Annotated in this window: 18 protein-coding genes and 1 pseudogene; 12 read left to right on the plus strand and 7 right to left on the minus strand. The window is 43.2% G+C overall.

What is annotated here, in order from left to right:
- Window positions 1-177 precede the first annotated feature (177 nt).
- From AB5Y61_RS01690 to AB5Y61_RS01700, 3 genes are all read left to right on the plus strand, one after another.
- On the plus strand, window positions 178-756 hold the full coding sequence (locus AB5Y61_RS01690) for an HD family hydrolase (protein WP_368402923.1): 579 nt from the start codon (window positions 178-180) through the stop codon (window positions 754-756).
- A gap of 136 nt (window positions 757-892) precedes the next feature.
- Complete coding sequence (locus AB5Y61_RS01695; RefSeq protein WP_368402849.1) at window positions 893-1,741, plus strand: Cof-type HAD-IIB family hydrolase; 849 nt, start codon at window positions 893-895, stop codon at window positions 1,739-1,741.
- Window positions 1,742-2,374, plus strand: a complete 633-nt coding sequence (locus tag AB5Y61_RS01700) for an SGNH/GDSL hydrolase family protein (RefSeq protein WP_368402850.1) — start codon at window positions 1,742-1,744, stop codon at window positions 2,372-2,374.
- A gap of 163 nt (window positions 2,375-2,537) precedes the next feature.
- Here the strand turns inward: AB5Y61_RS01700 and AB5Y61_RS01705 are convergent, their stop codons facing one another.
- Together AB5Y61_RS01705 and AB5Y61_RS01710 are read right to left on the minus strand one after the other, a co-directional pair.
- Window positions 2,538-3,176, minus strand: a complete 639-nt coding sequence (locus AB5Y61_RS01705; RefSeq protein ID WP_368402852.1) for a TipC family immunity protein — start codon at window positions 3,174-3,176, stop codon at window positions 2,538-2,540.
- 50 nt (window positions 3,177-3,226) lie between these two features.
- Window positions 3,227-3,714, minus strand: a pseudogene (locus AB5Y61_RS01710) (hypothetical protein).
- Window positions 3,715-4,039: 325 nt separating this feature from the next.
- Here AB5Y61_RS01710 and AB5Y61_RS01715 point away from each other — a divergent pair.
- The 6 genes from AB5Y61_RS01715 (at window position 4,040) to AB5Y61_RS01740 (ending at window position 11,395) form a co-directional block, all read left to right on the plus strand.
- Window positions 4,040-4,435 carry a CopY/TcrY family copper transport repressor gene (locus AB5Y61_RS01715; RefSeq protein WP_368402854.1) on the plus strand — a complete coding sequence of 132 codons (396 nt, stop codon included), beginning with the start codon at window positions 4,040-4,042 and terminating at the stop codon, window positions 4,433-4,435.
- An 18-nt stretch (window positions 4,436-4,453) separates the two neighbouring features.
- Window positions 4,454-4,825 (plus strand): cupredoxin domain-containing protein, encoded by a 372-nt coding sequence (locus AB5Y61_RS01720; RefSeq protein WP_009731652.1) that lies wholly within the window; start codon window positions 4,454-4,456, stop codon window positions 4,823-4,825.
- 10 nt (window positions 4,826-4,835) lie between these two features.
- The gene (locus tag AB5Y61_RS01725; RefSeq protein ID WP_368402855.1) at window positions 4,836-7,058 is read left to right on the plus strand and encodes a heavy metal translocating P-type ATPase; all 2,223 of its coding nucleotides are present in this window, start codon (window positions 4,836-4,838) and stop codon (window positions 7,056-7,058) included.
- A gap of 509 nt (window positions 7,059-7,567) precedes the next feature.
- Complete coding sequence (gene spxB / locus AB5Y61_RS01730; protein ID WP_006148113.1) at window positions 7,568-9,343, plus strand: pyruvate oxidase; 1,776 nt, start codon at window positions 7,568-7,570, stop codon at window positions 9,341-9,343.
- Window positions 9,344-9,401: 58 nt separating this feature from the next.
- A complete protein-coding gene (locus tag AB5Y61_RS01735; RefSeq protein WP_368402857.1) occupies window positions 9,402-9,749 on the plus strand; it encodes a VOC family protein in 348 nt (115 codons plus the stop codon).
- A 206-nt stretch (window positions 9,750-9,955) separates the two neighbouring features.
- Complete coding sequence (locus AB5Y61_RS01740; protein WP_368402858.1) at window positions 9,956-11,395, plus strand: 6-phospho-beta-glucosidase; 1,440 nt, start codon at window positions 9,956-9,958, stop codon at window positions 11,393-11,395.
- Between the two features lie 114 nt (window positions 11,396-11,509).
- Here AB5Y61_RS01740 and AB5Y61_RS01745 read toward each other — a convergent pair whose 3' ends face one another.
- The gene (locus tag AB5Y61_RS01745) at window positions 11,510-12,043 is read right to left on the minus strand and encodes a hypothetical protein (RefSeq protein WP_150906533.1); all 534 of its coding nucleotides are present in this window, start codon (window positions 12,041-12,043) and stop codon (window positions 11,510-11,512) included.
- 203 nt (window positions 12,044-12,246) lie between these two features.
- Between AB5Y61_RS01745 and AB5Y61_RS01750 the strand changes: the two genes are divergently transcribed.
- Both AB5Y61_RS01750 and AB5Y61_RS01755 read left to right on the plus strand, forming a co-directional pair.
- Window positions 12,247-12,936 (plus strand): response regulator transcription factor, encoded by a 690-nt coding sequence (locus AB5Y61_RS01750; RefSeq protein WP_368402924.1) that lies wholly within the window; start codon window positions 12,247-12,249, stop codon window positions 12,934-12,936.
- Complete coding sequence (locus AB5Y61_RS01755; protein ID WP_368402859.1) at window positions 12,936-13,823, plus strand: sensor histidine kinase; 888 nt, start codon at window positions 12,936-12,938, stop codon at window positions 13,821-13,823. Before AB5Y61_RS01750 ends, AB5Y61_RS01755 begins: the two co-directional genes overlap by 1 nt.
- Before the next feature lie 20 nt (window positions 13,824-13,843).
- Here the strand turns inward: AB5Y61_RS01755 and AB5Y61_RS01760 are convergent, their stop codons facing one another.
- The 4 genes from AB5Y61_RS01760 to pabB all read right to left on the minus strand — a co-directional run bounded on the left by AB5Y61_RS01760 (window position 13,844) and on the right by pabB (window position 18,319).
- On the minus strand, window positions 13,844-14,596 hold the full coding sequence (locus AB5Y61_RS01760) for an ABC transporter permease (RefSeq protein WP_368397645.1): 753 nt from the start codon (window positions 14,594-14,596) through the stop codon (window positions 13,844-13,846).
- Between the two features lie 54 nt (window positions 14,597-14,650).
- Entirely contained in the window at window positions 14,651-15,559 is a 909-nt protein-coding gene (locus AB5Y61_RS01765; RefSeq protein ID WP_368402860.1) for an ABC transporter ATP-binding protein, read from the minus strand.
- 382 nt (window positions 15,560-15,941) lie between these two features.
- Window positions 15,942-16,592 carry an alpha/beta fold hydrolase gene (locus AB5Y61_RS01770; protein WP_368402861.1) on the minus strand — a complete coding sequence of 217 codons (651 nt, stop codon included), beginning with the start codon at window positions 16,590-16,592 and terminating at the stop codon, window positions 15,942-15,944.
- A complete protein-coding gene (pabB, locus tag AB5Y61_RS01775) occupies window positions 16,592-18,319 on the minus strand; it encodes an aminodeoxychorismate synthase component I (RefSeq protein ID WP_368402862.1) in 1,728 nt (575 codons plus the stop codon). The genes AB5Y61_RS01770 and pabB overlap by 1 nt, the downstream gene beginning before the upstream one ends.
- Window positions 18,320-18,437: 118 nt before the next feature.
- On the opposite strand from pabB, the gene AB5Y61_RS01780 reads away from it, so the two are divergent.
- A complete protein-coding gene (locus AB5Y61_RS01780; RefSeq protein ID WP_368402863.1) occupies window positions 18,438-19,472 on the plus strand; it encodes an acyltransferase family protein in 1,035 nt (344 codons plus the stop codon).
- Window positions 19,473-19,485: the final 13 nt, after the last annotated feature.

A 19,485-nucleotide genomic window follows, 5' to 3' on the forward strand; every position in this document is an offset into this window, starting at 1 on the left:
TTTGCAAATAATACTTAAAAAGAATGTTGATTTATCAGCATTCTTTTTCATTTCAAATCAATTCTCGGAATTAGAAAAAGAGGGGCATTATCTTTTTGCAAATACGGGAATTCATTTATGGAAACCCTGATTTTTGGTATGATAGTCATAATTTCGAATAGGGAGGTTGGAGTCGCCATGAGTGATTTGAATCAGACAGTTGAATTTATTAAAGAAATCGAGAAATTAAAGTCAGTAACAAGGTTTAATAGAACCCTTGATGGACGGTTCGAAAATAGTGCCGAGCATTCCTGGCAGGGTGCGATAGCTGCGATGGTTCTGCAAGATTATTACCCCGAAAAATTGAATATGGAAAAGGTCATGTTTCTGTTATTGATTCATGATTTAGGTGAGATTTATGCTGGAGATACTTGGGTGTTTGATGATGAAAAAAAGGTTCATTCTCATGATAGAGAGTTAGCATCTATAGAAAAAACAATGAGCCTCCTTCCAGAAGCAACCTATTTGAATATGAAAAATTCGTGGTTGGAGTTTGAAAAAGGGCAGAGTCCTGAGGCAAGATATGCAAGAGTGATTGATGCATTGGTACCACTGATCAATCATTTGGAAGCATCAGAAGTAAACTACAATCCCGATCATATCCGTTCAGAGATGGTATTAGAAAAGAAAAAATTTATAAAAAGTGAGTCCAAAGAGTTATGGAAACTGACGGAAGAGTTGGTTCAGGAAAGTGTAGAAAAGGGATTATATTTATGATATCACTTGGTCTTTAGTAGCAACTTTCAGACTAAAAGTAAACCACCTGTTTTCACGGGTGGTTTTGACTTACTTGATCTGTGGTATAATGGGAACAGATAGTTTGCACCCTATGAAAGGGAAAAGGTTAGATTGTATGATTAAGTTGATTGCAACAGATATGGATGGAACCTTATTAGATGAACGAGGAGAGGTGGACCTTCCGCGTCTGGAAAGGCTGTTGGACCACTTGGATCAAAAAGGGATTCGCTTTGTCATTGCGACGGGAAATGAAATCCATCACATGCGCCAGCTCTTGGGTCCCTTGGTCAAGCGGGTGACCCTGGTCGTCGCCAACGGAGCTCGGATTTTTGAGGATGATCAGATGGTTCTAGGAAAATTCTGGGATCGGGAATTGGTGGAGGCGGTCCTTGCTTATTTTAAGGGCCGGGAAATTTCAGATCAGTTGGTTGTATCAGCTGTCAATGGTGGCTTTGTCAAGGAAGGAACGGTCTTTACGGAAGTTGAAAAATTCATGCAGCCGGAGGTGATTGAAGCCTTGTACAAGCGAATGAAGTTTGTTCCGGAATTGACAGCCGATTTGTTTGACCAGGTGCTTAAAATGAGCTTGGTGGTTGGCTTGGATCGTCTTGATCAAGTGAGTCAGGAAGTCCAACAGGCTTTTGGAGATCAGCTCATGGCGGTTTCGAGCGGTTTTGGGAGCATGGATCTCTTACAAGCAGGTATTCACAAGGCTTGGGGACTGGCTCAATTAATGGAGAAATGGCAGCTCGATGCTAGTCAGGTCATGGCCTTTGGGGATAGCGGAAACGACATCGAAATGCTTGAAATGGCAGCTCACTCCTATGCGGTGGCCAATGCAGAAGAAGCTGTCAAGGCTGTTGCCAAACACCTAGCACCGAGCCATCAAGAAGGTGGTGTCTACCAAGTGATCGAAGAGTATCTAGGATTGACCCCCTGGGAACAAGTGAAAGGAAAGAAGTAGATGGCGGTACAACTTTTAGAAGACTGGCTCTTAAAGGAGCAGGAGAAAATTTTAACAACCTATCGGGAGCTCAATCAAGCCCCTCTGAAAGAGCCTGGTTTGATCTTTGTCGGGGATTCTATCATGGAGTATTTTCCTATTCATGAACTATTACAAAGTCCCAAACACATGGTCAATCGAGGTGTACGAGGCTATAAGACGGATCTCCTTCGTAAGCATCTAGACGCCCATGTCTTTGGAACGGCGGTGGATCAGATCTTTCTCTTGATCGGGACCAATGATATCGGAAAAGAAATTCCTCAAAAGGAAACCTTGGACAACGTAGAAACGGTCTTACAAGCAATTATGAGAGATTTTCCGCTGACCCACATCAACCTGATCTCGGTTCTACCGGTGAGTCAAGAAGAGTGGTACAAACAAAAGGTCTATGTGCGGACCAATGAAAAAATTCAAGCCCTCAATCAGGCTTATCAAGAATTGGCACAAGCCTACCACCAGGTCAGCTATGTCGATGTGTATTCGTCTTTATTGGATGAAGTGGGGCAGTTAGCAGAAGCCTATACGACAGATGGCCTCCATCTAAGTGTGGCTGGGTATCGCATCCTAGCCCAAGCTCTGCAGGAGATAGTATAGGGATAGCGTCTGTAGCGGGCAACTAGTGTTAACAGTAAAAGCCATGGTTTACATGGTTTTTGGCTTGTCTATAATTAGAGTTAACCCAATTTTTTATGCATACAAATAAGCGAGCTTCATGACAAAGCTCGCTTTTTCTGTTATGAAAGAAATAACTTATTTTCTAGTTCTTCGATAAATCATCTCTCCAAGTATCCTTGACGGTCACATCGCCCCAATTTTTAGTGCTAAAGCGGCTGGAGTAGATGGAGGTCCAATCTTTCAGGACTTTATTACGGAGTACGTCATCTGCTTCCTTACGAATGTCTTCAACAGTCTTTCCATGCTTCGCCAGAAATGCTTCCACTTGAGACTTGCGATAATATCTCACGCTATTCTCATCGTGATACCACATATAGCGTTCCATTTTTTTATTTGTTACACTATATGTATAACTTACATTTATTGTATTTTTTGTCTCAGGGAGTTTTATTCTCATAAAAATAAAAACTTCAGGTGCTCTATAATTCGAAAAATAAAATTGATAACCTAATTTCCCAATGTTTCTAGGCAAGGATGATGCTGTGTATTCAACACTATGTTTATAAACATCCTTTGAATCATTATCCGTAATATGGACATCATTTAAATTATTAAATACACTTTTACGCCATAAAAATTCAATATTCTGGTAATCACTCTTCTCATAATATATTTCATCAAAAATATTGTGAATCCGCTGATGCTTATAGTACTGAAAGCCACCAAAAGATAAACACAAGGCTATAAAAATTGAAATAAGTAGTAGTCTTTTTTTCTTCATCATTCTTCTCTCACGCATCTATTCTTCGGGCATATTACGGCCTCTCAAGTTTACCGATCCACCACTCGCGCTTCAAAGTTAGCTGGCTTGTCGTCTACATTGGTGATGGTTATTGTATAGTGCTTGTTATTGGTTACATTAAAAACTTTTTCCCCCTGGTAACTGACAACAATTCCATCATGAACTAAATGGATACCTTTTTGATTATTGGGCAACTCTTCATCAGTATCTTCTGAATGATGGTTTCGAACAAGTTTTTGCCCTTCAACATCATAAAAAATATCGCCATGCATCTCAAACCAAACTCCTGAACCTGATAATTTAAGACTATTAGTATCTTTTTTTTCAAGATTAATTCTGAGTAGTATTCTACATCTTGTATCCGAGGGTTTACTGTGAAGTTTACCGACTCTCCTGGCTGCAGAGTATATTTACCAAGCTTTTGTGCCCATAGATAAAACAGAAAACTAGCTGCTAGGACTACAACAAGTACTAAACTACAACCTAAATTCCAATTCGATTTTTTCTTCATGCTCATTTGTACCTCTCCTTGTAGTCGTTAATTCCGTCTTGAATCATCTGAGCATCACCTGGATTATCTCCATAATTTCCATTAATAAACTTATATCATAATTTGTCCCATTTTGAAATAATTATATTTGTATTCACTTCAAGAATCTTCCGAAAATCCCTTCTAAATTCCATGTAGAAGAGATACGAATGATATAGCAAAAATCCCAACCAGACAAATCTTCAAAGGAAGATTTTTTTTTTTTTTTTAAAACTTTTGGTTGACAAATGTAAATCTTAGAGGTAAAATAGCATCATAAGGTTTACAAATGTAGATTTTGAAAGGAGAAACCATGCAAATTTCTAATGCGGAATGGCGCATCATGAAGATTATCTGGATGGAAGGTAAGCAGACCAGCACGGATTTGATCGTCGTCTTGTCCGAGCGCTTTGATTGGTCAAAGTCGACCATCAAGACCCTCTTGACGCGCTTGGTGGAGAAAGGCTGTCTGACCAGAGAAAAATCAGGCAAAGCCTTTGTCTACTCGGCTTTGTTGAAGCAGGACCAGAGTTTAGACTTGGTGGTTGAGGATGTGAAAGACAAGGTTTGCTCAAAAAGAATTGTCCAGGTGCTTGAAAACTTGATTCAGGCGAGTGACTTTACGCTTGCAGATCTTAATCAGCTGCAGCAGGTCCTGGAAGAAAAGAAAGCAGAGGCTGTCGAAACAGTCCGCTGCAATTGTATGTAATAGAAAGAAGGAAATTCCATGTTTGGATTGTTAATTAGTATTGTTTGTTTACTTTTGGTTGCTTTTATTGCTTGGTGGTTCTTTGCAGAGCATGAAAAGGTAAGCGGCCACGCTCGTCAGAAATCAGGTTATCAAGAAATTGAAGTCGAAGTCATGGGGGGCTATTCGCCTGAAACCATTGTCCTGAAAAAAAATGTTCCAGCCCGGATCATCTTTAATCGCAAGGATCCATCTTCATGTCTGGCTCAAGTGATCTTTCCAGATTTTGGCGTTCATGAAGATTTGCCTTTAGGTGAAAAACATGTCATTGAAATTACGCCAGAAAAAGCGGGCGAATATGGGTATTCATGTGGAATGAACATGATGCATGGTCACATGATTGTGGAATAAAGGAGTAGGTATGGTAGAAAAACAAAAAGCAGTTGTGGAAAACGGAGTGCAAAAGATCCGTATTACAGCAGAAAAAGGCTATAGTCCAAAGGAATTTCAACTTCAAAAAGGGATCCCTGCTGAAATCACCTTCCATCGGGTCAATCCTTCCGGCTGTTACAAGGAAATTTTGTTTGAAGATCAGGGGATTTTAGAGCCTTTGGAAGTCGGTGTGGATAAGGTGATATCCTTTACCCCGACAGAAACAGGGGACTTTGAGTTTTCATGTGGAATGAAGATGCAAAAGGGTTCCTACACGGTTGTGGAAAAACGCCGTCGTGTCTTAAGTTTACGGGATCGCTTTTGGATTACTAGTATCTTTACCCTTCCTTTATTGATCTTGATGATTGGGATGTGGGCAGGATTTGTCTCCCATCCAGTCAGTCGCTGGGGGACTTTTCTAGCGACAACGCCGATCATGTTGGTAGCAGGAGTACCTTTTATCAAGAGTGCCTGGGCCTCATTTAAGAAGCACCATTCCAATATGGATACCTTGGTAGCTCTTGGAACCCTGGTAGCCTATGTCTATAGTGTATTTGCCCTTTTTACTGGTCAGCCAGTATACTTTGAGGCTGCGGGTTTTATCATCTTCTTTATCCTCTTAGGGCAAATCTTTGAAGAACGGATGCGTAACAATGCCTCCGAGGCTGTGGAAAAGTTGTTGGATTTGCAGGCAAAAACGGCTCAAGTTCTTCGTGATGGGAACTATGTCGAGGTGGCGGCAGAAGATATCCAAATTGATGACTTGATTCGGGTCCGTCCTGGGGAAAAGATCGCGGTTGATGGGACGATTGTAGAAGGAAGTACGACCATTGATGAGTCGATGGTGACAGGTGAAAGCTTGCCTGTGGAAAAATCAGTTGGTGATGCAGTGATCGGCTCCACTATCAACAGCAATGGGACCATTCTCTTTAAGGCTGAAAAAGTCGGTAGTGAGACCCTCTTATCTCAAATTGTGGACTTTGTCAAAATGGCCCAATCCAGTCGTGCTCCTATTCAAGATTTGACGGATAAGATTTCAGGTATCTTTGTTCCAGTGGTGACGATTTTGGCCATTGCGACTTTCTGGGTTTGGTCCGTGCTTCTGGGCGCGTCGCTTCAAGAGGCCATGCTCTATGCAGTCTCTGTCCTCATTATTGCCTGTCCTTGTGCCCTTGGTTTAGCAACCCCAACAGCCCTGATGGTCGGAACCGGCCGTAGTGCCAAGATGGGGGTTCTGATTAAAAATGGAACAGTTCTTCAAGAAGTGCAAAAGATTCAAACCGTTGTGTTTGATAAGACAGGGACCATTACCATTGGCCAACCACTTGTAACCGATGTTGTAGGAGATGAAGCGCGTGTCTTGACACTGGCTGCTAGTCTTGAAACTTTTTCAGAACATCCACTAGCCCAAGCGGTGTTATCCCAAGCAGAAGAAAAAGGTTTGGTGTTATCCCCTGTGGAAAACTTCCAAGCGATTAAAGGAAAAGGGGTCCAAGGTCAGATCGACCAGCAGTTGGTGACCTTGGGAAATGGCAAACTTCATGACGGGACAGCGATGGATCCGGAGCTTGAAAAACGGATGGTAGAGTTGCAAGAGCAGGCCAAAACAGTGATCAGTTTGTCTGTGGATGGGCAAGTGATTGGCTTGATTGCCATTCAAGATGCTCCGAAGGCCAGCTCAAAAGAAGCTATCAAAAAGCTCAAAGAACGGGGCTTGAAAACGGTCATGTTAACGGGGGATAATGAACGGGTGGCCCAAGCTATTGCTAAGCAAGTGGGAATTGACACCGTCATTGCTGATGTCCTTCCTCAAGAAAAAGCTAGCGCCATCCAAAAACTGCAAGAAGATAGCAAGGTCGCGTTTGTTGGAGATGGGATCAATGATGCTCCAGCTCTCTCGATCGCGGATGTGGGGATCGCTATGGGATCTGGAACGGATATTGCGATCGAGTCCGGTGGCATCGTGCTCACGCAAAATGATTTGCTTGGCGTTGTGCGCGCCTTTGACATGAGTCAAAAGACCTTCCGCAGGATCTTACTCAATCTCTTCTGGGCCTCTATCTACAATATCCTTGGGATTCCAATTGCTGCTGGAGTCTTTGTAGGACTGGGATTGACCCTCAATCCAGAACTAGCAGGTCTTGCTATGGCCCTTAGTTCTTTGTCTGTTTTGACTAGCTCGCTGCTTCTCAATGTTGCGAAAATTGATTAAATGAAATAAAAAGAGAGTGGGACAGAAATCGGTCATTCGTTAGAATTCGATTTCGTCGTCTCACCTCCGCACAGTTGAGTAGGGCTTTAAAAGCTGATGAAATCAGCGTAGTAGAACCCACTCAACCACTGCGTCTTGCTCGACAATTCAAAAACAATTAAGAGGCTAGGACTTTTGTCCCAGCCTCTTTTTGTTCGATTTCCTACAGCTACAAGTCTTAGAAGTGCATGCAAATTATAATAAAATATCCTATTCTACTATAGTTTGTGAAATTTTCTCAAAAAAGAGCATCTGTTATGTAATAGGGATTGAGCATCTCTGAGCAGATTCTTATACATGTGAATCTCTTTGTGATAAATTAATACTGTAATCGTTTTGTAAATCGTTTTCATGAGAAATGTCAGAAAAAACTCATTTTCAAATTCAAAACGAAACCTGATCGCAAAGATGGAGTAGAAGCGCTATGCTACATTTTTAAAGGATCAAAATAGATTTAAAGGAGAGTTAGAATGACTCAAGGGAAAATTACTGCATCTGCAGCAATGCTCAACGTATTGAAAACATGGGGTGTAGACACTATCTACGGAATCCCATCAGGAACACTTAGCTCATTGATGGACGCTTTGGCTGAAGACAAAGATATCCGTTTCTTGCAAGTTCGCCACGAAGAAACAGGTGCTCTTGCAGCGGTTATGCAAGCTAAATTTGGCGGATCTATCGGTGTTGCAGTTGGTTCAGGTGGACCTGGTGCAACTCACTTGATCAACGGTGTTTACGATGCAGCTATGGATAACACTCCATTCCTTGCTATCCTTGGATCACGTCCAGTTAACGAATTGAACATGGATGCCTTCCAAGAATTGAACCAAAACCCAATGTACAACGGTATCGCTGTTTACAACAAACGTGTAGCTTACGCTGAGCAATTGCCAAAAGTTATTGACGAAGCTTGCCGTGCTGCCGTTTCTAAAAAAGGCCCAGCTGTTGTTGAAATCCCAGTAAACTTCGGTTTCCAAGAAATCGACGAAAACTCATACTATGGATCAGGTTCATATGAGCGTTCATTCATCGCTCCTGCTTTGAACGAAGTTGAAATTGACAAAGCTGTTGAAATCTTGAACAATGCTGAACGTCCAGTTATCTATGCTGGTTACGGTGGTGTTAAAGCTGGTGAAGTGATCACTGAATTGTCACGTAAAATCAAAGCACCAATCATTACAACTGGTAAAAACTTTGAAGCCTTTGAATGGAACTACGAAGGATTGACAGGTTCTGCTTACCGTGTTGGTTGGAAACCAGCCAACGAAGTGGTCTTTGAAGCAGATACAGTTCTTTTCCTTGGTTCAAACTTCCCATTTGCTGAAGTATACGAAGCCTTCAAAAACACTGAAAAATTCATCCAAGTGGATATCGACCCTTACAAACTTGGTAAACGCCATGCTCTTGACGCTTCTATCCTTGGTGATGCAGGTCAAGCAGCTAAAGCTATCCTTGATAAAGTAAACCCAGTTGAGTCTACTCCGTGGTGGCGTGCAAACGTGAAGAACAACCAAAACTGGCGTGATTACATGAACAAACTCGAAGGTAAAACTGAGGGTGAATTGCAATTGTATCAAGTTTACAATGCAATCAACAAACATGCTGATCAAGACGCTATCTACTCAATCGACGTAGGTGACACTACTCAAACATCTACTCGTCACCTTCACATGACACCTAAGAACATGTGGCGTACATCTCCACTCTTTGCGACAATGGGTATTGCCCTTCCTGGTGGTATCGCTGCTAAGAAAGACAATCCAGATCGCCAAGTATGGAACATCATGGGTGACGGTGCATTCAACATGTGCTACCCAGACGTTATCACCAACGTTCAATACGACCTTCCAGTTATCAACGTTGTCTTCTCAAATGGTAAATATGCCTTCATCAAGGACAAATACGAAGACACAAACAAACACTTGTTTGGTTGTGACTTCCCTAATGCTGACTATGCGAAAATCGCTGAAGCGCAAGGTGCTGTAGGATTTACAGTTGACCGTATCGAAGACATCGATGCAGTTGTTGCAGAAGCTGTTAAATTGAACAAAGAAGGTAAAACTGTTGTTATCGATGCTCACATCACTCCACATCGTCCACTTCCAGTAGAAGTACTTGAGTTGGATCCAAAACAACACTCAGAAGAAGCCATCAAAGCCTTCAAGGAAAAATACGAAGCTGAAGAGCTTGTACCATTCCGTCTCTTCTTGGAAGAAGAAGGATTGCAATCACGCGCAATTAAATAATTTCTCTCATGGAAATTAAAAAGATCGGAGTAATCCGGTCTTTTTATGGAGATAGTAAATGAATTTAAATCAAATAGATATCATCGTTTCAAATGTTCCTCAAGTCTGTGCTGAATTAGAGAGTATCTTGGATAAAAAGGCAGACTATGTTGATGATGGTTTTGCTCAATTCACGATTGGCAGTCACTGTCTCATGTTGTCAGAGAATCATTTGGTTCCTTTGGAAAATTTTCAGTCAGGAATCATTCTTCATGTAGAGGTTGAGAATGTAGACCAGAACTACAAACGGTTGAAAGAACTTGGTATCCAGGTTTTAAACGGCCCAGTTGTAACCGATTGGGGAACCGAAAGCTTGCTAGTTGAAGGCCCTGCTGGTCTAGTGATTGATTTTTATCGTATGAAATAGGATGCTTAGTCATTTGAAGTTAACCATAATTATAATTATTCTTAAAACAGAATATGAACTATTAAAAGATCGGAGTCATCCGGTCTTTTTGTGTTGCATAAAAGCGATAGTTACCTTAGAATAGGTTCAGTTTTTCATAGGATCTTGTAAGATTTTTTGGAGAGAGAAGAGTATAATAGAACTATCAAATCAAGTGAGGTAGAGAAATGACCGACAAACTTCAATTTCCAGATGGTTTCCTTTGGGGTGGAGCGACGGCTGCTAACCAGTGTGAGGGAGCTTATAATGAAGATGGCCGTGGCTTGGCTAATGTGGATGTGGTACCGATTGGGCCTGATCGTCATGCGATTATTACGGGTCAGAAAAAGATGTTCGACTTTGAAGAGGGCTATTTTTACCCGGCTAAAGATGGCATTGATATGTACCATCGCTACAAGGAAGACATTTCCCTCTTTGGGGAAATGGGCTTTAAAACCTATCGCTTGTCCATTGCCTGGTCTCGGATCTTCCCGAAAGGGGATGAATTGGAGCCAAATGAAGCGGGTTTACAGTTCTATGAAGACCTCTTTAAGGAGTGCCACAAGTATGGCATTGAGCCCTTGGTGACCATTACCCACTTTGACTGCCCCATGCATTTGATTACTGAGTACGGTGGCTGGCGTAGTCGCAAGATGTTGGAATACTACGAACGCCTCTGCCGAACGCTCTTCACTCGTTACAAAGGCTTGGTCAACTACTGGCTGACCTTTAATGAAATCAATATGATCCTCCATGCGCCTTTTATGGGGGCGGGCCTTTGCTTTGAAGAAGGGGAGAATGAGGAGCAAGTCAAATACCAGGCAGCTCACCATGAGTTGGTCGCTTCAGCCATTGCCACCAAGCTAGCCCATGAGATTGATCCGAACAACAAGGTTGGCTGTATGCTGGCAGCAGGACAAAACTATCCCCATACCTGTGCTCCGCGAGATGTCTGGGCTGGTCTAGAAGAAGACCGCAAGAACTATTTCTTCATCGATGTGCAGGCGCGTGGGGAATACCCAAACTATGCTAAGAAAGAGTGGGAGCGTCAGGGAATTACGGTTGAGATGACGGAGCAAGATCTGCAATTGTTGAAAGACCATACGGTGGACTTTATTTCCTTCTCCTACTATGCTAGTCGGGTCGCTTCAGGGGATCCAGCTGAAAGGGAGAAAACAGCGGGCAATATCTTTGCCTCTTTGAAGAACCCCTATCTAGAAAGCTCGGAATGGGGTTGGCAGATTGACCCTCTTGGTCTTCGCATTACGCTCAACACCATCTGGGATCGCTATCAAAAACCTCTCTTTATCGTGGAAAATGGACTAGGCGCCGTTGATACCCCAAATGAAGCCGGGGAGATTGAAGATGACTACCGGATTAACTACCTAGCAGCTCACATCAAGGCTATGCGGGAGGCTATCCATGAAGATGGCGTTGTCCTCTGGGGCTATACGACTTGGGGCTGTATCGACCTGGTCTCTGCCGGGACAGGAGAAATGAAGAAGCGCTACGGTTTTATCTATGTCGATCGGGACAATGAAGGCAAGGGAAGCTTGGATCGCTCACGTAAGAAATCCTTCTATTGGTACAAAGACGTCATTGCGACCAATGGGGCTTCTGTTGAATAAAAGTTTTCGGTACTTGCTGGCCGACTCTCTCCTATAAACGAAAAAGCTTAGAATCCCACTCACAAGCTGGGTTCCTAAGCTTTTTGTATGTAGTTTAGCCAAGTCCTTACGGATTTACTGGTCGTAATCTAAGACATTGTTCTCGATGACAAACTTAGATTCAGCGGAAATGTTGGCTGCTCCTAGTTGCAACTGTGAACTTCCGTCTGGCTTCATGATGTGCCACTGACCGTCCTTGTGGGCAAAGATAGCCTGAAATGTGACGTTGTCACTCTTGTCTCGAATAGGTAGAACAAATGCTTGATCAGTATTCTCTAAGAGAATCTCTTCTTTTTTTTCAAAGTTATAGATATAAAATTGCCCAGTTCTTTGTCCCAAACCATGGAGTTCATCGACTTTTTGCCAATTCTCAAACTTATTCCGAACAAGGGATTCATTATAAATCTTGTTGAAGGTTTCGTTCCGTTTCTTCGTTTCTTCCTCGTCTAGTGTTTTCTGAAACTCTGCAACCTTTTTAGTCGTTTGAATGGTTTGTCTGTTTTGCTCCCTGATTTGCTGGCGGTGGATGACTCGCATCATTCTTGCAGCAACGCCCAGGATGACAAGGATGGATACAAGACTGATTTTAGTTTTAGCATGATTTTTCATAGATGAGTCTCCCTATTGTGTCATTGGTCCTATTATACCCTTTGAAAGAAAGGATCGTCAAGTTCATCTTGTGATGACCTAACATGCAGATCTACCTGGGGACAATAGAATTTTATCAGATTTTCATTGACGAAGGTCCCTTTATTTGATAGGCTAGAGAAATAGAAATGATTTGGAGTTTAAATGAAAAAGGAGCGAGGCAAGTGGCACGGATTTTATTAATCGAGGATAATAATGATATCCAAGAAATTTTATACAGTCTCTTAAGTGAAGGCCATGAGGTGCTTCAGGCTTTTTCAGGTACAGAAGGGCTACGGCTCTTCCAGCAAGAAGCTGTTGATTTGGTCCTTCTGGATATCATGCTTCCAGGAAAGAATGGGGATCAGGTTCTGGAGGAGATCCGTTTGCAGAGTCAGGTGCCGGTCATCATGATGACCGCTCTTGGAGATAAACACCTCATTAGCCAGTATCTCCTTGCAGGTGCCAATGATTATATCGTCAAGCCCTTTAATCTGGATGAGGTGGCAGCTCGGGTAACGGTGCAGCTGAGAAATAACAACACTCCGGCACAGGAACCTCCATCATCGAAAAAGCTGACTTTTAAAAATCTGGTCCTGAACCCAGAAACCTTTGAACTGGAGTCTGGAGAACAGACGCTTCGCTTGGGCAAAAAAGAATTTCAAATTTTTGAGACCTTACTGGCGCATCCAAAGAAGATTTTTACCAAAGAAGAGTTGTATGAAGCGGTCTGGGAAGAAGTTTATCTGCCTGGAGACAATACGCTCAATGCCCAGTTGAGCAACCTCCGAAAGAAAATTGCTCAGCTCGATCCTAATGAGGACTATATTGAAACCGTCTGGGGCTTGGGAGTTCGCTTGAAAGGAGACCAGTAATGTGGGGATTGGTTCTAGTTCTAGTCGTCCTTGTCCTTCTCATTGGACTGGGTTACCTTCGCCTACTCTCTGCTCTCAAAGATTTGCAAGAGCAAATTCAAAAGAAGCTCCAAAATGGGAGTGGGGTACGGTTGACCTCTCAGGTCTCAAAAAAAGAATTGGTTGCCTTGACCAAGCAGGTTAGTGATCTCTTTGATCAGATCGAGCGGACCAATCGGATTGCCTTTCAAGAGAAGAAAACCTTGGATATGGCCATCAGTAATATTGCTCACGATATTCGGACACCTTTGACCATTGCTTCGGGCTATACTCAACAAATCATCAAAGGAGGAACGCAAGAAGAGGAAAAGCTGAAGAAAATTGCTTCCAATCTTCAAGTCGTCTCAAAACGCCTAGAGTCTCTCTTGGAATACAGACGCTTGATGGAGGGAGCTATTCAACCTCGGATTTCAGATGTCGATCTCAGCCAAGTGCTGACCCAGCAGTTGTTCCAGTATTATGATAGCTTGTCTGAGGCGGGGATCGCACTAGAGGTAGAGCTAGAAGAGCATCTCCATTATGCTACCGATCCGGAGCTTTGGGAGCGCCTCTTGCAAAATATGCTCAGCAATGTCCTCAAGCATGGGAAGGAGCAGGCCCGTCTGACCTTGATGTCGGATGCGGACACGATTCGGGTCGAGCTACGTAATATTGTGCAACAACCGATTCAGCACTTAGACCAACTGGCTAGTCGCTTCTACTCAGAAAATCTATCGGATACAGAAGAGTCTTCTGGCTTGGGTCTCTACATCATTCAGAATTTTGTAGAGATCTTAGGTGGTGACTTGCAACTGGCAACGGAGGCAGACTGGTTTATCTTAACCATTACACTAAGAAAAAAGGCTTGAGCACTGCTCAAGCCTTATTGTTATAAATCTTTGTGCTTGAAAGTAGCGAGTCCTAGGAAGCCGAAAACAAGGATGAAACCAAGGGCGATCGAGAGGGTGTTATTTGTTGCTGTCGTACTTTGGACCATGGAATATTGGAATTCCAAGTTTAGATAGTGGAGAAGATCAATATCTTTAAAGAAGAGCGCAGGAAGGCTTAAGAAGATATTTCCAATGAAGTAGCCAACGAAGGCCAAGGTGATGGATTGGCTAGCATAAAGAAGGAAGGAAATGATGCTGACCCAAGCCAAGGTGGAAAGGAACTGAATCAGCACGGTTAGACCAAAATGAGCAAGGAAGTGCTCTGGCATGGTACCCATTCCATTGTAGAGGGTCGCGAGCAAGAAGACGAGACCATAAGAAACAAGAAATTGGAATAGAGCAATGGTCAGGACAACTGCACTTTTGGCAAAGTAGTAGCTGGTGCGCGAAACGCCGTAGGCCAGACTGTTCTTGTATAAGTTTTGTGTTAAGTCTGTTCCCAGGACCAAGGTGATGACAATAATGGTAAAGAGAATGGTCACACTGATGCTAGCGGAGTAGTTGGTCAAGGCTTTAAAGCCCGTCCAAACTTCTGTCGCTTGGGGTAATTTGGATTCCGTATTGACACCGACGTGACCGGTAGCACCAAAAATGACTCCAGACAGGATGTTGAGAACGAGAATGGCTTCTGTAATCCAAAAACCTTTGGAGCGAAAAAGTCTATAAAAATCTGCTTGAATGGTATGCAACATGATAAATCTCCTAAATGAAATATGTGGGATAAGTAATACAAGACGGTGGTTTGACTAATCTACCAAGTCTGTAAAGAATTTCTCCAAATCTTGGCGGGCATAGTAGATTTCGTCCACATCAATATCTGCTTGAACGAGAGCTTTGACAATGACTTTAATATCGTGAGTTTGTCCGAAAATATGGATTTCTCCATCCTTATCGATGACTTTGATACGGTGATGGAGTTGATCTTGAATCAGTTGACTCGCAAGGGCTAGCTGGCTGGTCTTGAGGATGATGTAGTCTTCGCCTTGCTCCTCGAATTCGGCCTTGCTAATTTCTTTGATTAGGCGTCCTTGGTCTACAATGCCAAAACGATTGGCAACCAGATAGAGTTCAGAGAGGATGTGACTGGAAATGAGGATGGTCATGCCGAGTTCATCGTTGAGGCGCTTGATCATCTGACGGAATTCCTTGATTCCGACTGGGTCGAGACCATTGATGGGTTCATCTAGAATGAGGAAGTCGGGTTTGGCAATGAGCGCGATGGCAATTCCCAACCGTTGTTTCATCCCTAGTGAAAAATCACGGAATTTCTTCTTACCTGTATTATTCAGCCCAACATAGTTCAGGGTTTCTTTGATGACCTGGTCGGGATTCGGAATATGGCGTGCCTTGCAATAGTAGACTAAGTTTTGGTAGGCAGTCATATGCTTGTGAGCCACGGGGCTCTCAATGACGGATCCGACACGTTTCAGGGCTTGCGTCCACTGGGAGCGATTCGTAGAAGCAAAGAGGGAGACGCTTCCGTCCGTTTCTTGAATCAGCTGGGTGATGACCTTGATGAGGGTGGTTTTCCCAGCCCCGTTCTTACCGATCAGGCCGTAGACATCGCCTTTGCGAATAGTCACATTCACATCATTAAGGGCGTATTGTTGACCAAATTTTTTACTCAAATGGGAAATTTCTAATACTTTTTCCATGGTTTTCTCCTTCGTCCGAATGACTAGTTGTTTTCTTTACACTCTTAGTATACAGCTTGCTTTTCAAATAACTATCAAGTAATTCTAAAATATTTCTAAAAAAAAGACTAACCTTTTAAAAGTTAGCCGTGACTTTAAGAATAAGTTTTCTTAGAGGCTTTCCTTAGGTGAGTACGGACGTCAGCGAACTTCGAAGAAGTTTCATGACTTAGTTTTGGACCTAAGGTTCCAAAACTCCCGATTGCCTGAAACAATTGTGTTTCAGGCAATTTTCTCACGGCGGGAAGCCTCAAGGTATTCATGAGTAACTTTAAAAAATAAACAATTCTTTAAATTTTTTGATTTTTTAAGTTATGTAACATGAAATAGTACTTTATCTACATTAAGAGGAACTGTTTTTTATGCTAGCCTCTTCATTTTTAAATTCACCAACAAACTCCTTGATGGCTTGTGCGAGTTCATAGGGTTTCTCTGTATTGAGTAGATGGTCTCCGTCTGCGATTTCTTGATAGCGTCCTTTGGGCAGGAGTTTTGCCAACTTCTTAGAAGAAGACTGATTGGCCCAATCTTTGCTGCCACAAATTACCAAGCTAGGAAGAGAGCAAACTTTAGCAGTATCGGTTAGATTGAGTCCTTTTAATTCGGTCAAGATTTGAAGCATCTGTTGTTTATTGGCATCTTGCTTTTCAAAGATATGCTTGGGAAGCAGACGAAAAAGGAGAATCTGGAGCCGATAAAGGGGATTGGTGGTGAGTTTGTATTGTGTTCCTGCAAGGACCAATCCCTTGAGTTGTGGAAAGTCTTGTTCAGAGAGATCAAGTGCAAGGACACCACCTAGTGAGAGGCCTACCAGAATAAAGGGTTCACTCTCTTGCTGGAGGCGCTCCATCAACCTTTCTTTGACTTCCTGATAACTTTCTTTTGGATGGGAGAAAATATCAAAAGTTTTGGAATGCAAGGGTGAAAGGGCATATTGGACTCCTTGCCAAGAGAGGACATCCTGCCCTAGTCCATGTAAAAAAATCAGTTTCATTATGAGTCCTTTCTTTGAAGATTGAGTGCATATAGACCACGAAGAGCATTGCAGGCATAGATACGATCGGCGTCTATCAAATCCTTCAGCGTCAAGAGTTTTTCTTCAACCTGCTGGGTCTCAAGAAGATGGCGCCGATAAATGCCATCGAGTAAGGGGAGGTGAGCTGGCGGGGTATAGAGCTTGCCTTTGATCTCTAGGATGAGATTGCCAATGGTCGTCTCTAGCAAGCTTCCGTCTGGCAGATGGAAAATTTGCTCGTGATCTGACTGGCCGAGATGGTCTCTCTGACTCGTTTTGAAATAAGTAACTGGCGTCGCTAAATCAAGCTTCTGCTCGGTCAGTTGGGCCTGTAGATAGCTAGCTGGCAAGTCTGTCAGCTCGGTGATGGTCAGCTGGAAGGCCCCGTTTTTCTGTAAGGCAATCCGACAACGATAGTCAAGGTTGGACTTCAAATGACCAAGCTTTTCTTGAAGTTCTTTCAGGAGTTTTGGCTCATCATAAGGATAGGCAAAGTAGCGACTAGCTTCTCTCAAACGGGACAGGTGTTGCTCTAGGAAGGTCAGTTCTCCTTGATGGATGCGACCGGTCGTCAAAAGCTCAAAGTGAGGCTCTTGTCGGTAGAGGACAGCAGACTTTTGCTTGGTCTCCTGGTATTCACTTTCCCATTTGCTGTCCCAGGTGATGCCTCCACCTACGCCATAGATGGCTTGATTTCCCTGCATTTGAAGGGTCCGGATGGCCACATTGAAAATCCGTTTTCCTTTTGGAAGAAGGATGCCGATCGTTCCGCAGTAGACACCTCGAGGAGCCTTCTCTGTCTTTTGGATGATTTCCATAGTGGAGATCTTCGGTGCGCCTGTGATCGAGCCACAAGGAAAGAGGGCCTGGAAGGTTTGGAGCAGATCGACTTCGGGTCGCAAGCGACTTTCAATGGTCGACGTCATCTGCCAAACGGTGGAGTATTGCTCGACTTGGCAGAGGCGGGTCACCTGCTCACTTCCAATTTCCGAAATCCGGTTCATGTCATTGCGGAGGAGATCGACAATCATCATGTTTTCTGCTCGATTTTTGGGATCAGCTTCTAGCCAAGCGGCTTCCTTGAGGTCGGCTTGGTTGGTGAGACCGCGACGAGTCGTTCCCTTCATGGGGCGCGTGGTCAGAAGCCGGTCGTCTTGCTCAAAAAAGAGCTCAGGACTGATGGAGAGGATGGAGACATCATCGTGCTGGAAGAAGGCATTGTAATGGGCCTTCTGCTCTACCACTAAGCGGTTGTAGATGGCCAAAGGGTCAGACTTTAGCTCTTGAGAAAGCTGGACAGTGTAGTTGACCTGGTAGGTATCTCCCTGGCGAATATGGTGATGGATGGTCTCGATGGCTTTTTGATAAGCAGGCGCCTCTACCTCTTCCTTCCAATTGGCTGGAAGCTCCACAGCCTCATAGTCCTCTGGAAAAGGAAGAGTTTCGACCTCCTCGTGGATAGTAAAATAGAGCAGATACTCTCCCATAAGAGGTGCTGGATGGACAGCAAACTTCTTCTCAAAAGCAGGAGCAGCCTCATAGCTGACATAGCCGACAGCATAAAAACCAGCCTCCTGGTAAGTTTCCACTTCTTTAAGAAGTGCCTCTACTTGGTCGAGGTCTCTGGTTTTTAATTCCTTTATGGGCTTGGTGAAAAGGTGGCGCAAACCAAGCTCTTTAAAATCAATGATGGTTTGTTTATGCATGCTTTGAGTATATCAAAAATAGAGGAAAAAAGGTAGATAAGGATGTAAGATTCCTTGCTTGACCTTCCCTTTCATGCTAAAATAACCATAGAATCTGCATTTTACAAGGAGTAGGAACATGCAAAAGAATTCCCTCTATAACACTTCCAGTATTAGTCTGTTTCAATACCTCTTTGCGATTGCAGTGATTTTGGTGCATAGTGGTCGCTTAACATCCTATGAACCACTGCATTTTGGACTTAAGAGCATCCTTGGACGGCTAGCGGTGCCATTTTTTATCGTCTGTGCCAGCTTTTTCCTCAAGCAATCCCTAGGGAATTCTAAGAAAATGAAGGCCTATCTGGTCAAAATTGTTAAAACCTATCTATTTTGGAGTTGTGTCTATTTACCATATGCCTGGATCTTTTTTTCTAGCCTCAAACTCCCTGTTTATCTTTTCCCAGCAGGTGTTCTCATTGCACTGATCTATCTGGGAATGTGCTACCAACTCTGGTATATCCCGGCCTTTTTGCTGGGCTGGTTTTTGGTCAATCAATTGGTCAAACGCCTAGGTATGGTTTGGACGGGTGTGATCACCTTGCTCCTTTATTGCTGGGGCTTGATCGAGACCTATTCGGCTTATCTGGACGCCACGAGTCTTCTCAAAGGCTACCAGCTCTACAGCAATTTATTTTTCACAGCGCGAAATGGTCTCTTTTACACGCCTGTTTTTATCTATATGGGTTACTATCTGTATGATCATTTTTATGATCAAACCTTTAGGGTTCACCGTTGGCAAAAAGTGGCCCTTTCCTTTGGACTGTTCTGTTTAGAAGGCCTCATCATTTTTCAACATGAAGGAATCGATAAGAACTTTTTCTTGCTCCTTCCCTTTGTGACGGTCTATTTGGTCAATGCTTGTCTGCAATCATCCTTTTTGAAAGGCTATGATTTGCAGTACCTAAAGCAGATGAGTATGGCGCTTTACTTTTCGCATCCGATCTTTATTGAGTTGGCTCGCTACGGGTTTAGAACTCTTCCGCTTTCTTATCCAGACAGGGGCAAACTGATTTTTGTAACGGCTTTGTTTGGCAGTCATCTCTTTGGAGTGGCCATGCTATGGGTGCGATATAGAAGGAAAAACAAAGGATTCCTTCAAATGGTGAAGAGTTAGATGAAATAACCAA

It is taken from the genome of Streptococcus parasanguinis, assembly GCF_040908565.1.
Taxonomy (GTDB): domain Bacteria; phylum Bacillota; class Bacilli; order Lactobacillales; family Streptococcaceae; genus Streptococcus; species Streptococcus parasanguinis_AC.